The following is a 12,290-nucleotide window of genomic DNA, read 5'->3' on the forward strand; positions in this document are numbered from 1 at the left end:
CGACGGCTACATGGCCCGGCATTGCGGAAATGCACGGACCGCGACCTGTTCGGCAGCGGCATAGGCCTGGCTGACGATCTCCGGCACCAGATCGATATCCGGAAGGCTGCCGAGCCCGAGCGGACCGATGGCGAAAATCCCCTCGACGGACGATCCGTCGGCAAGATAGGGCTCGCCGCGCTGGTTGACGGCAATGCCGAGCGACAGTTCGTCCGGCATCGCAAGCCCTGAGGCAAACAGGCTCTGCATCAGCGGCACATCGAGGTCGGCTGCTCTGCAACGGCAATCGATCACCCGGTCGGCATGGATAACTTCCTCCGTTCGCGTACCTGAGGGCGTGAAGAAGATCCCGCTCAAGCCCTGACGGCCCGCCAGACCGCGGCGCAGAACGGTGTTGCCGCCTGCAAGCTCACGCTTCAGCCGCGCATACATCGCCTCCGGCAGTCTGTTCCGGTGGCTGTCGTAGATTGCCCGCAGATGCCGGTTGAATTGCTGCTTCTGGCGCGCAGGCAGCGAACGCCAGAGCGAACGCGCATGCTTGCGCAGGCCGTTCATCACGGATTGCCAGCTGCGGCCGCCCTCCTCGGCATCCCTGCAGGCCTTGCGGATGAAATGGAGAATGCCAGCGAGATCCTTGGGAAGCTCTTCGGCAGGGAAAAGCGGATCGGCGGAGTTCGGCGTATGGCTCTGCGGCAGGAAGCCATGTTTCGAAACGATGGAGATCTGGCCGGAATAGCCCTGATCCCGCAGCTGCAGCAACTGGTTGACGACGCGGATGCCGCTTCCGAGCAGAATCGTATGCGGACGGGCGACCAGCCGCTGGGCGCGCACCGGCGAAGTGTTCTCCGTCACGGCAGCGGACGGCGCAAGGCCATAGCCGGTGGCGAGGAAAACGGTGTCGAAAAGCGGATTGGCGGGACCGGCATGTTCCAGCAGGAAGCGGTTTCCGTGGCTCCTGCGGATTGCCACGACGGGCTCGTGGCAGACCTGGACGGTGATGTCCTTGCGGGTCGATAGCGCTTCGGAAAAGCGCTGGTAGACATAGTCGCTGAAAATTTCCTTGGGCACGAAGATCTGGCGGAATCCCGGGATCGCCGCCGGCACGGCAGCGCGGAATTCCGCGTTGCTACAGAGCCAGTCGTTGAAATCATCGGCATCTCCAGCCGACACCGAAAGGTCGCGGACGCGGGTGTTGAGGATGGCGGAACTCTTTGCCGACGACAGCGCCTGTCCGCCGCTGACGGAGGAATTCGGATCGAAGAGTTGCAGATGGAAGGGCGTACGCACCGTCTTCATCAGCGCAATTGCCGTCATCATCCCGGAAAAGCCGCGCCCGACAATGGCGATCCGTGGAATAGCCGATGGCTTTGCCGCAGCAGCGGCCTTCGCAGAGAAAAGTCCTTGAACCGTCATCTCAACTCCCTTGCGGTCATCACCGCATCCGTGTCTCGATCAAGGTATCGACGCAGAAAAATCAGGCTGCGTCGGCCGGGGTTCGAACCGCTATACCAGCAGTCGTCCGGAACTGGCCGGAAAGGAATTCAGGGGAGTGAGGTCTCCCGTCCATAGTCTATTAGACTAGTCGTGTATGAAAGCGCTAAAATGGCTTCGCCGCAAGCCTCTGATTTCCGCTGAGGCGAGAATGCGGGTTAAGGCATTGATTGCGGGTGCTGTTTTTTAGCTCTCTTCGCCGGGATATTGCTTCGCCTTGAGCAGTGCGGCTAGATGGGTGACGTTTCGCGCCAGCATCTCTATCATCGTGGTGACGTTCTCCGGCACCTGCTTCAGATCGGCGAAATTCGTTGATCCCATCGCTTCGCCGACCCAATAGGCAACGGCATTAGCCGGCACCGTGAAACCGACATCGTTCAGCGCCTGATAGAGTTCGGCCGAGACATGGTGCGCGCCGTCTTCATTTCCGACCACGGCGACCGCCGCCACCTTTCCATACGATACCATGCGCCCCTCCGCGTCGGTCTCCGATAGGAACGCGTCCATTCGTTCCAGGGCCCGCTTGCATACGCTCGACGGCTGCCCCATCCATATCGGCGTCCCGACAAGCAGAATGTCGGCGGTGAGGATCTTTTCGCGGATGCCGGGCCAATCGTCCCCCTCGCCTTCATCGGATGTGACACCGGGCTTGATGTTGAAATCCGCCAGCCGGAGAACCTCGGTCGTGACATCGTATTTCGCGAACTCGTCATTGATCAGCGCGATCATTCGTTCGGTCGATGACTGCTCCTGGCTTTCCGCGGTTTTCAGGGTGGCGTTGAGGGCGAGTGCTTTGAGAGACATGCGGTGCTCCATGGACTCGTATTGGTCCGTCACACGAACACGGCAAAGCATCGATTGTTCCGCCCGGAAACGGCGCGTGATCGCGCTCACGAGAAAATAACCAGTTGGTGAATTCTTTACTTGAACGACCAGGTGGAATCGGCAAAAGTAAGCGCACTATCAATCCCATCATGGAATTGCCGTGTTTTCGGGTCAGCGTCCGGATGCACTTATCTATTTGGAATCATTACCGTGAGCAGCGATGCGTCCTTAAGCGCGACGAAGCATTCGGCTTCGCTCGCGAAAGCAACTGCGGCAGGCTGGGGCAAGGGGCTCTATACACTGGTCCGCATCACCGTCATGGCCTTTAGGCATCCCTGGCAGGCAAGTCTGGCGATCGGCGCGACGCTTGTGGCTTCCACCTTTCAGCTGATGATCCCGCGGCTACTCGGCCAGGCGGTCGACCACACCCAGGTCGCCCTGAGCGGCGGCACCGTCGGCCAGGCGGCGCAGGACGCGCTGCTAACGACGGCGCTGATGCTGCTTGGCGCCAGCGTGCTGCGCGGCCTCTTCACCATGGTGCAGAACTATTATTCCGAAAGCGTCGGCCACCATATGGGCTATTCGCTGCGGCTGGCCTGTTACGAAAAGATCCAGCGGCTTTCCTTCAGCTTCCACGACACCGTGCATTCGGGCGACCTGATCACCATCGGCCTGCTCGATCTCGAGGGCGTGCGGATGTATTTCTCGACGGCGCTGGTGCGTGTCTTCCTGCTGTCGATGCTGATCGGCATCGGCGCCTATATGCTGATCACCACCGATCCGGTGCTCGGTCTCCTCGCCCTCAGCTTCGTTCCCTTCGTCGGCTGGCGTTCACCGGTCACGCAGCTGCGCCTGCGTGCCACATGGCTGGAGCTCCAGGAGCGTCTTTCGGTGCTGACCCGCATCATGGAAGAAAACCTCGGCGGCATCCGCGTCGTCCGCGCCTTCGCGGCACAGGACCATGAGATGGCGAAATTCCAAGCGGCATCCGAAAGTGCGATCGAACTCGCGCATCAGCGTGTCGGCATCCGTGTTGCCAATACGAGCGCCATGACCTTCTCGTTTTTCGTGTCGATGGGTCTCGTGCTCTGGGTCGGCGGCGGCAAGGTCATGGCCGGCGAAATCACCGTGGGCACGCTTGCCTCGTTCCTGACCTTCATGACCATCCTGCAGATGCCAGTGCGCCAGCTCGGCCTGATGGTCAACGCCTTTGCCCGGGCCTCGACCTGCGGCACGCGCCTCTTCAATCTTCTCGACCTCGAGATTGCCGTGCGCGATGCACCAGATGCGGCGGAGCTCAAGGTAACCGAGGGAACGCTTCGCTTCGAGTATGTGGATTTCGCCTATCCGAGCTCGGAGATGCACCAGGTTCTCTACGATGTCAGCTTCGAGGCGAAGCGCGGCGAAACGATCGGCATTGTTGGCCCTCCGGGTAGCGGCAAGTCGACGATCGCGCATCTGATCCCGCGCTTCTATGACGCCACCGGTGGCCGCATCACCATCGACGGTCAGGATATCCGCAAGGCGACACTGCAATCGCTGCGCCGCTCCGTTGCCGTCGTGCAGCAGGATTCCTTCCTGTTCACGACGACGATCGAGAACAACATCGCCTATGGCGACCCATGGGCGAAGGAGCCGCGTATCGAGCGCGCCAGCGAAAGCGCGCAGCTGCACAACTACGTTCTCGGCCTGCCGACTGGATATGGCACGGTCGTCGGCGAGCGCGGCGTGTCGCTGTCCGGCGGCCAGCGCCAGCGCCTGTCGATCGCCCGCGCCCTGATGCTGCGCCCCGCCGTGATGGTCTTCGATGACTCGACAGCTGCAATCGACGCGGCGACCGAACAGCGTATCCGCTCGGCGATGCGCAAATACGCCGCCGACCGGGTGACGATCATCGTCGCGCACCGGCTGAGCTCGCTGATGCATGCCGACCAGATCCTCTTCGTCGAGGACGGCCGCATCGTCGAGCGCGGCACGCATGCGGAATTGCTCGCTCTCGGTGGGCGCTACAAGGCGCTTTACGACCTGCAGGTACGGCCGGGAGATGAGGCGCTGAGTGCTTAGCACGAACAGGCGTTTGTGAGACTGTGTGTTTGCGTTTTGCTCCCTTATCCCTGTGCTTGTCACAGGGATCCAGCAGCGCCGCGTCTGCGGCGCGGAAGAACTCTTTCACGCGAAAGACTTCGCGTGGCTAGATTCCTGTGACGAGCACAGGAATGAGGGAAGAGAATTATGCCAGCCGCAGATAGAGGCATCTGCAGTGGGTCCAGACCACAAGAAGCCTCAAGACTAGGGAGTGGATGATGGCCGAGGAAATGGAAACCGAGCGCCCCGATCCGCGCGAAGACGGCAGGCGGCCGCCGCGGGCGGTGGTCGGTTCGCACCGGATCGAAGAAGAGATGTTCGGTACCGCCTTCGACGGCAACATCGTCAAGCGCATCTGGACCTTCGTCGATCCCTACAAGGACAAGATCATCTGGTCCGTCGTGGCGGTGTTGACCTTCACGGCCATGCAGCTGGTGATCCCGCTGATCATCCGCTACGCCATCGACCACGGCATGCGGCAGGGGGGCAGTTCCAACGCGCTCACCTGGTCGATCCTTGCCTTCCTCTGTGCCATCCTCGTCAACTATGCTGCCAGCTATGCGCAGGAGACGTTGGTCGGCGGGGTGGCTGAAAACGTGCTCTTTGACATGCGCAAGGCGATGTTCTCGCATCTGCAGCGCGTCTCGCTCTCCTTCATGGACAAGACCGAAGTGGGCCGCCTGATGTCGCGGCTACAGGGCGACGTCAACTCGATGCAGGAGTTTCTCGAAACGTCGGTGCTGTCGGTCGGCGATATCTTCCTGCTCTTCGGTATCGTCTTCGTGATGCTGTATCTCGATTTTAAGCTCGGATTGCTGACGCTGTCGGCCCTGCCGGTGCTCTTCGTCGTCCGCCTCTTCTGGCTGCCGCTGGCGCGCAAGTCGTTCATGGCCGCGCATGAAACGAACTCGGTGGCGAACGGCGCGTTGGCCGAGGCGATCCATGGCGTGCGCGCAGTCCAGAGCATGGATCGCCAGAGCGTGAATTTCACGCTCTATGACGACAAGGCCCATGCCAACCTTCTCACTCATCTGACGGCAGCGCGCTATGCGCAGGTGATGGTGCCGATCGTCGACAGCCTGACGGGCGTCGCCATGGCCCTCGTCATCGTCGTCGGCGGGGCGCGTGTCCTGAACCAGGCGCTTGACGTCGGCGTGCTCGTCGCCTTCCTGTTTTATATCCAGCGCTTCTTCGACCCGATCCGTTCGCTGACGCTGCAATATTCGGTGATGCAGCGCGCCATGGCCTCCGGCCAACGGCTGACAGAGGTGCTGGACGTTCCCGTCGACATCCAGGACGCCCCCGATGCCAAGGTGCTTTCGCGGGATATGGACGGCTCGGTCGAATTCCGCGACGTGGTCTTCGGCTACAACCCGAAGCATCCGGTGCTGAAACATGTGAGTTTCCGCGTCAATCCGGGCGAAACGGTTGCGCTCGTCGGACCGACAGGCTCCGGCAAATCGAGCTGCATGTCGTTGATCCATCGCTTCTACGATGTGCAGCAGGGGCAAGTGCTTGTCGGCGGCAATGACGTGCGGGATCTGACGCAGGATTCACTCGGCGACCAGATCGCCATGGTTCTGCAGGAGCCTTTCCTCTTCACGGGCAGCGTCTTTGAAAACATTCGCTATCACAAGACAAATGCCACCCGCGAACAGGTGGTCGAGGCGGCAAAGGCCGTCGGCGCGCATGATTTCATCATGCGGCTGGCAGAAGGCTATGACAGCATTCTCGGTGAGCGCGGCGGCAATCTCTCGCTCGGGCAAAGGCAGCTTCTGTCCTTCGCCCGCGCGCTCGTCGCCGATGCGAAGATCCTCGTTCTCGACGAGGCGACGGCCAATATCGACAGCTATACGGAAATGCTGATCCAGAAGGCCCTGGTGAAGCTGCTGGAGAACCGCACCGGCCTCGTCATCGCCCACCGTCTCGCGACGATCCGCGAAGCCGACCGCATCATCGTGCTGCAGAACGGCGAGCTGATCGAGAGCGGCAACCATAATGAGCTGATGAAGAACGGGAAGCTCTATTCCCGGCTCTATAATCTCAACTACGCGTCTTTCGACGATATTCCCGAAGACGTGCTCGAAGAGACGGCATCAGGCAGCTCGGCGACATAGAAGGCACGAGGCATGGCGTCGCCGGCCTCGTGCCCATCAGCACCATGGAGCTATCAGATATCCGCCCTGACGGCCTGCCGCTGGTTGCCGAGCTTTTCGATGCCGAGCTCGACGATATCGCCTGGTTTCAGATAGCGCGGCGGCTTCATGCCCATGCCGACGCCCGGCGGTGTGCCGGTCGAGATGATGTCGCCGGGATGCAGCGACATGAACTGGCTGAGATAGGAGACCAGATAGGCGGCGCCGAAAACCATGGTCTTGCTGGAGCCGTTCTGCATCGTCTCGCCGTTGACCTTCAGCCACATCTTCAGGTCTTGCGGGTCCGGCACCTCGTCCTTGGTGACGAGCCAGGGACCGGTTGGACCAAATGTGTCGCAGGACTTGCCCTTGGTCCACTGGCCAGAGCGCTCGATCTGGAAGGCACGTTCGGAGACGTCATGGATCGTGCAGTAGCCGGCAACATAATCCAGCGCATCGGCTTCGCTGACATATTTCGCCGTCTTGCCGATGACGATGCCGAGCTCGACTTCCCAATCGGTCTTCTCCGAGCCGCGCGGGATGACGAGATCATCATTCGGGCCAACGATCGCCGAGGTTGCCTTCATGAAGATGATCGGTTCCGGCGGCACGGTGGCGCGGGTTTCGGCAGCGTGGTCGGAATAATTGAGGCCGATGCAGATGAACTTGCCGGTACCGGCAACGCAGGGGCCGAGCCGCGGTGTTCCCTCGACAACCGGCAGCGTGCTGGTGTCGAGCCGCGACAGTTCGGCGAGACGATCGGGGTTCAGGGCCGCTCCGGCGAGATCGCCAAGCTGGCCGGAGAGATCGCGGATCTTGCCGCCGGCATCGAGAAGGCCAGGCTTTTCCTGGCCGGCTTCACCGTAACGAAGAAATTTCATGCGGATTCCATTCCTGTGTCGGTTCGAAGGTCAGATGGTCCAGCCGCCATCGATGGCGTAGGCCTGACCTGAGGTGTAAGTGGCGCCGGCGAGATAGACGGCGAGTTCGGCGATCTCTTCGGGGGAGCCCAGACGGCCCATCGGCTGCCGCGAGATGAAGGCGGCGCGCGCCGTCTCGTAATCACCCTGCGCCTTCATGCGGTCCTGCAGCGACGGGCTCTCGACGGTGCCGGGGCAGATGGCGTTGCAGCGGACACCCTGCGCCACGTAGTCGGCGGCAACGGATTTGGTGAGACCGATGACGGCGGCCTTGGTGACGCCATAGGCGAAGCGGTTCGGCACACCCTTGATGCTGGATGCAACGGAGGCCATGTTGATGATCGAACCGTCCTTGCGCTCGAGCATGCCGGGCAGCACGGCGCGGATGGTGCGGATCATCGCCTTGACGTTGAGATCGAGGGCGAATTCCAGATCGGCGTCCTTCATCTCGAGGATCGAGCCTGCATGGACGAAACCGGCGCAATTGAAGAGCACGTCGATCTGGCCGATCTCTGAGACCAGCGCATTGACCGCCGCTTCGTCGAGAACGTTCAACTTGTGGGTCGCAATCCCGGTTTCGGCCGTCAGCTGCGCCAGTGCATCGGTGTTGATGTCTGTGGCATGTACGGTTGCACCTGCCTGCTGAAAGGCGATCGCCGAAGCGCGGCCAATCCCCTGCCCTGCGGCGGTGGTCAGAACGGTCTTGCCGGTCAAATCCTGTGACATGATCTTATCCCTGTTTCTGTTGGCGCTCGACGAGCAGGATATGGTCTGCGGCCAGCACCACTTCATTGCGCTGGTTCAAAACCTCGCAGCGCTCGACGACGCGGCCCATATCCGGCCGCTTCGGATCGTCTTCCTTGGCCGAAATGGTCACCCGGGTGCGGATCGTGTCGCCGATATGGACCGGGCGGACGAAGCGCAGCCGGTCGTAGCCGTAGGAAAAGGCGACGGGGTTGATGAGCGTCGCCGTCAGGCCGATACCGATCGAGAAGACCATGGTGCCATGGGCGATACGCTGGCCGCCCGGCAGCGTCTTGGCGAATTCGGCGTCCATGTGATGCGGAAAGAAATCGCCGGTATGCCCGGCATGGACGACGAAATCCGTCTCGGTAATCGTGCGGCCGGTCGTCGTGCGCGACGCGTTCAGTGCGTAGTCTTCAAAATGGATGATCTGTTCCGACATCGGTCTATTCCTTCGGCAGCGGGCTGAGCGGGGTCGCCGGGCTGGCACTTGATTGATAGGCGGCTTCGACCAGCGCCATGGTCTGCCAGCCGTCCTCGACGGCGCCCACGAGCCTGTCGTCTTCGCCCGAAGCGAAGCGCTGTAGGTTCGCCATGCGGTTGGCGAAGGCATCGGGGAACCATGTGCCTTCGAGCGGCACGGAGACCCAGTCGCTGGCGCCCTCCGTCTCGATCCAGAGCTCGTCCGGCTCGCCGCGTGGATAGTCGAGATTGACTCCAAGCTTCAGGTAGGCGGCTCCCTTCGTCCCCGATATCCGGAACTCGCAGGCCTGGAAGCGGCGGCCGAAATCGTGGTCGTGGTTGATCGATAGCGCGCAGCGGATACGGTCACCGTAATCGAGGATCGCAGCCGTGCGCGTCTGCGCCACGTCATGGTTCGGATGGCCGATAGTTTTGGCGTGCACGCCGAGCGGATTGCCGAGCAGATCCCTGACGACATCGAGATAGTGGATCGAATGCATGGCGATCTCGATGCGCGGCAGGCCCTTCAGGAAAGGCCAGAGCCCCCACGGCGTTGCAAGCGCCAGCCAGGCGTCAAAATCGACGATCTCGCCGAGATGGCCCTTGGCGATCGCATCCTTGAGCGCCAGCATCATCGGCGCGAAGCGCAGCTGGAAATTGACCGCCGCCTTGATGCCGCGGGCGCGGCACAGCCTCAGGATCTCGGTCGCCTCATCGAGATTGCTGCCCATCGGCTTTTGCAGCAGAGCAAAGGAGCCCTCCGGCAGCTTCGACAGGATGGCGGCATGGGCCGCGGGCGGGGTGGCAAGATCGAAGATCGCACCTGCGGTTTGCAGAGCCTCGCTCTCGGAGGCAAAGGCCGTCGTGCCCCATTGCTCCGCCAGCGCGCAGGCCTTGGCGCGATCGGGATCGAAGATCCCGGCGACCGGGAAGCCGGCCTTCCTGTAGGCCGGCAGATGCGCGTCACCGACGATGCTGCCGGCGCCGAAGATGAGGATCGGGCGCGGCTTGGCGGGCCGCGGCCAGGATTGCTGCAGACGGCTGGGATCGAAGGTCTCAGTCATGATGGAAGACCTCCTCCATCATCGCCCACCATTCGCCGGGCTTGCGGGTTTCCAGCGGCTGTTGCTGCGGCATGCAGACGGCCCACCACTCCTTGTTCTTCGGGTGGTCGGCCATCTTCGCCATATCGGCCGCAAAGTCGCTGCCGGTATATTCCCAATAGCCGAAGAGCAGATTCTCCGGTTCCTTGAGATAGATCGAATAGTTGCGGATGTTGCATTCCGAGATCAGCGCCAGGATCTCCGGCCAGACGGCGGCGTGCAGACGCTTGTATTCGGCAATCTTCTCGGGTTTCAGCCCGACAACCATTCCCATACGCTGCATGGCCCGTCTCCTCAGCCGCGAAACTCTCGGGTGAATTCCTTGATCGACCGCTCCTCGACCGCATCCCAATCCCAGCTGATGCCGAGACCCGGTTCGGACGGAGCGATAGCCCGGCCGTCGCGGATTTCCATGCCCTTTGTGGTCAGCTGATCGAGCTGCGGAATGTACTCGACATATTTGCCGTTCTGCACGGCGCAGACGAGGCTGACATGCAGCTCCATCAGGAAATGCGGGCAGACCGGGATATCGAAGGCCTCCGCCGCATGCGCCACCTTCAGCCAGGGCGTGATGCCGCCGATGCGGGCGACATCGACCTGGACGATCGAGCAGGCGCCCTTCTGCATGTACTCACGGAAATGGCGGATCGAATAGATCGACTCGCCGACGGCGATCGGCGTCGCCGTCGAGCGCGACAGACGGATATGACCGTCGAGATCATCAGCCGGTAGCGGCTCCTCGATCCAGGCGAGATCGAGTTCCTTCAACCGGGCGGCACGGCGGATCACCTCATCGACCATAAAGCCCTGATTGCAATCGGTCATGATCTCGAAGCCATCGCCGACCGCAGCACGCACAGCCGACAGACGTGCATAATCCTCCGAGCCATGCGGCTTGCCGATCTTCACCTTGGAGCCGGAAAAGCCCTTCGACTTGGCGAGCAGCGCATCCTCGACGAGCGCTTCCTTCTCAATATGCAGCCAGCCGCCTTCGGTGGTGTAGAGCGGGCAGCTATCCTTCGCTCCGCCTACCAGCTTCCAGAGCGGCAGGCCCTGCTTTTTCGCCCTGAGATCCCAAAGCGCGGTATCGACGGCGGCAAGCGCCAGCGCGGTGATCGCGCCGATCGTCGTGGCGTGGGTCGCGAACTCCATCTTGCGCCAGATCGCCTCGATGCAATCGGCATCCTCCCCGATCAGCAGCGGGACGAGATGATCCGACAGCAGTCGCATGATCGACGATCCGCCGGTGCCGATCGTGTAGCTGTAGCCGATCCCCGTCGCGCCGTCGGAATCGGTGATCGTGACGATCGGCGTCTCCTGGCTGACAAAGCTCTGGATCGCGTCGGTGCGCTTGACCTTGGGAGCAAGGTCGACCATCCGGATGTCAATTTTCTCGATGCGGGCCATGTCTCTCTCCCCTCTCAGATCGCCAGCGTCTTGCCGGTGTCCGCAGCAAACAGATGCGCCTGTGACAGATCGAAGCTCATCCTGATCTGCTCGCCGGTTGCCAGCGCCCTTGGGTTCAACATGCGCGCCACCCATTCGCGGCCGGCGAATTCGACGAAAACCAGTGTTTCGTTGCCGAGCGGCTCGGTGATGACAACGGGCAGGCTGATTTCATGAACCGCAGATGTGCTGTCCGAGACCAGGCCGTGGCCGGTCGGGAACAGGTCATCCGGGCGCAGACCAAAGGTGACCTTCTGGCCATGAGCGACGGCATTCTTGAATTTCGGCGGCAGCGGCAGGCGATCGCCATTGGCGAAGACGATGCTGTCGCCATCGACGGTGGCATCGAGGATATTCATCGGCGGCGAACCGATGAAGCCTGCGACGAAACGGGTCGCCGGGCGCTTGAAGACTTCATCCGGCGTCCCGACCTGCTCGATATAGCCATCGCGCATGATGACGATACGGTCGGCCAGCGTCATTGCCTCGACCTGGTCGTGGGTGACGTAGATGACCGTCGCCTGGACCTTGGCGTGGAGTTTCTTGATCTCGGTGCGCATCTGCGTGCGCAGCTTCGCGTCGAGGTTGGACAGCGGCTCGTCGAACAGGAAGACCTCGGGGTTGCGCACGATAGCGCGGCCCATGGCGACCCGCTGGCGCTGGCCGCCGGAAAGCTGCGCCGGGCGCCGGTCCATCAGCGCCTCAAGGCTGAGAATGGCGGCCGCCTCGTTGACGCGCTGGTCGATCTTGGGCTGCGGAACCTTGGCGATCTTCAGCGAGAAGCCCATGTTCTCGCGCACGCTCATATGCGGATAGAGCGCATAGGACTGGAAGACCATCGAGATGTTGCGGTCGCGCGGCGGCAGATCGTTGACGACGCGTCCGCCGATCTCGATGTCGCCGCCGGAAATCGGCTCCAGACCGGCGACCATGCGCAAGGTCGTGGACTTGCCGCAGCCGGACGGGCCGACGAGGGCGATGAATTCCTTATCGGCAATATCGAGATCGATGCCGTGGACGATTTCGAGGGCGCCGTAGCGCTTGACGAGTTTTTTAAGAGAGACCTGAGCCATGGGAAA

General features: G+C 61.8%; 11 protein-coding genes. 2 read left to right on the plus strand and 9 right to left on the minus strand.

What is annotated here, in order from left to right:
• Nucleotides 1-6: 6 nt before the first annotated feature.
• Both AC1DNK_RS17090 and AC1DNK_RS17095 read right to left on the minus strand, forming a co-directional pair.
• Nucleotides 7-1,413: an FAD/NAD(P)-binding protein gene (locus AC1DNK_RS17090; RefSeq protein WP_477942306.1), complete on the minus strand. Its 1,407-nt coding sequence runs from the start codon at nt 1,411-1,413 to the stop codon at nt 7-9.
• A 264-nt stretch (nt 1,414-1,677) separates the two neighbouring features.
• Nucleotides 1,678-2,295 carry a flavodoxin family protein gene (locus tag AC1DNK_RS17095; protein ID WP_477942307.1) on the minus strand — a complete coding sequence of 206 codons (618 nt, stop codon included), beginning with the start codon at nt 2,293-2,295 and terminating at the stop codon, nt 1,678-1,680.
• 231 nt (nt 2,296-2,526) lie between these two features.
• Between AC1DNK_RS17095 and AC1DNK_RS17100 the strand changes: the two genes are divergently transcribed.
• Both AC1DNK_RS17100 and AC1DNK_RS17105 read left to right on the plus strand, forming a co-directional pair.
• On the plus strand, nt 2,527-4,380 hold the full coding sequence (locus AC1DNK_RS17100; RefSeq protein WP_477942309.1) for an ABC transporter ATP-binding protein: 1,854 nt from the start codon (nt 2,527-2,529) through the stop codon (nt 4,378-4,380).
• A 239-nt stretch (nt 4,381-4,619) separates the two neighbouring features.
• A complete protein-coding gene (locus AC1DNK_RS17105) occupies nt 4,620-6,518 on the plus strand; it encodes an ABC transporter ATP-binding protein (RefSeq protein WP_477942511.1) in 1,899 nt (632 codons plus the stop codon).
• 53 nt (nt 6,519-6,571) lie between these two features.
• On the opposite strand, the gene AC1DNK_RS17110 is transcribed toward AC1DNK_RS17105, so the two are convergent.
• Genes AC1DNK_RS17110 through AC1DNK_RS17140 form a run of 7 tightly spaced genes read right to left on the minus strand, consistent with a single transcriptional unit; the run spans nt 6,572 to nt 12,284 of the window.
• Nucleotides 6,572-7,417, minus strand: a complete 846-nt coding sequence (locus AC1DNK_RS17110; protein ID WP_477942311.1) for a fumarylacetoacetate hydrolase family protein — start codon at nt 7,415-7,417, stop codon at nt 6,572-6,574.
• A 30-nt stretch (nt 7,418-7,447) separates the two neighbouring features.
• The gene (locus AC1DNK_RS17115) at nt 7,448-8,182 is read right to left on the minus strand and encodes an SDR family oxidoreductase (protein WP_477942313.1); all 735 of its coding nucleotides are present in this window, start codon (nt 8,180-8,182) and stop codon (nt 7,448-7,450) included.
• A gap of 4 nt (nt 8,183-8,186) precedes the next feature.
• A complete protein-coding gene (locus tag AC1DNK_RS17120) occupies nt 8,187-8,642 on the minus strand; it encodes a MaoC family dehydratase (RefSeq protein ID WP_442209148.1) in 456 nt (151 codons plus the stop codon).
• 4 nt (nt 8,643-8,646) lie between these two features.
• Nucleotides 8,647-9,726, minus strand: a complete 1,080-nt coding sequence (locus AC1DNK_RS17125) for a Gfo/Idh/MocA family protein (RefSeq protein WP_477942314.1) — start codon at nt 9,724-9,726, stop codon at nt 8,647-8,649.
• Nucleotides 9,719-10,048 (minus strand): L-rhamnose mutarotase, encoded by a 330-nt coding sequence (locus AC1DNK_RS17130; RefSeq protein WP_477942315.1) that lies wholly within the window; start codon nt 10,046-10,048, stop codon nt 9,719-9,721. The genes AC1DNK_RS17125 and AC1DNK_RS17130 overlap by 8 nt, the downstream gene beginning before the upstream one ends.
• Before the next feature lie 11 nt (nt 10,049-10,059).
• Nucleotides 10,060-11,172: a mandelate racemase/muconate lactonizing enzyme family protein gene (locus tag AC1DNK_RS17135; protein ID WP_477942317.1), complete on the minus strand. Its 1,113-nt coding sequence runs from the start codon at nt 11,170-11,172 to the stop codon at nt 10,060-10,062.
• A 14-nt stretch (nt 11,173-11,186) separates the two neighbouring features.
• On the minus strand, nt 11,187-12,284 hold the full coding sequence (locus tag AC1DNK_RS17140) for an ABC transporter ATP-binding protein (RefSeq protein WP_477942319.1): 1,098 nt from the start codon (nt 12,282-12,284) through the stop codon (nt 11,187-11,189).
• Nucleotides 12,285-12,290 lie beyond the last annotated feature (6 nt).

The sequence above is a fragment of the Rhizobium sp. 01N424 genome, assembly GCF_056399485.1.

Excerpts from the sequence above, each read along its gene's own strand:
- AC1DNK_RS17090 (WP_477942306.1), bottom strand. The coding sequence starts at position 1,413 with ATGACGGTTCAAGGACTTTTCTCTGCGAAGGCCGCTGCTGCGGCAAAG.
- AC1DNK_RS17135 (WP_477942317.1), bottom strand. The coding sequence starts at position 11,172 with ATGGCCCGCATCGAGAAAATTGACATCCGGATGGTCGACCTTGCTCCC.
- AC1DNK_RS17115 (WP_477942313.1), bottom strand. The coding sequence starts at position 8,182 with ATGTCACAGGATTTGACCGGCAAGACCGTTCTGACCACCGCCGCAGGG.
- AC1DNK_RS17125 (WP_477942314.1), bottom strand. The coding sequence starts at position 9,726 with ATGACTGAGACCTTCGATCCCAGCCGTCTGCAGCAATCCTGGCCGCGG.
- AC1DNK_RS17110 (WP_477942311.1), bottom strand. The coding sequence starts at position 7,417 with ATGAAATTTCTTCGTTACGGTGAAGCCGGCCAGGAAAAGCCTGGCCTT.
- AC1DNK_RS17105 (WP_477942511.1), top strand. The coding sequence starts at position 4,620 with ATGGCCGAGGAAATGGAAACCGAGCGCCCCGATCCGCGCGAAGACGGC.
- AC1DNK_RS17120 (WP_442209148.1), bottom strand. The coding sequence starts at position 8,642 with ATGTCGGAACAGATCATCCATTTTGAAGACTACGCACTGAACGCGTCG.
- AC1DNK_RS17130 (WP_477942315.1), bottom strand. The coding sequence starts at position 10,048 with ATGCAGCGTATGGGAATGGTTGTCGGGCTGAAACCCGAGAAGATTGCC.
- AC1DNK_RS17095 (WP_477942307.1), bottom strand. The coding sequence starts at position 2,295 with ATGTCTCTCAAAGCACTCGCCCTCAACGCCACCCTGAAAACCGCGGAA.
- AC1DNK_RS17140 (WP_477942319.1), bottom strand. The coding sequence starts at position 12,284 with ATGGCTCAGGTCTCTCTTAAAAAACTCGTCAAGCGCTACGGCGCCCTC.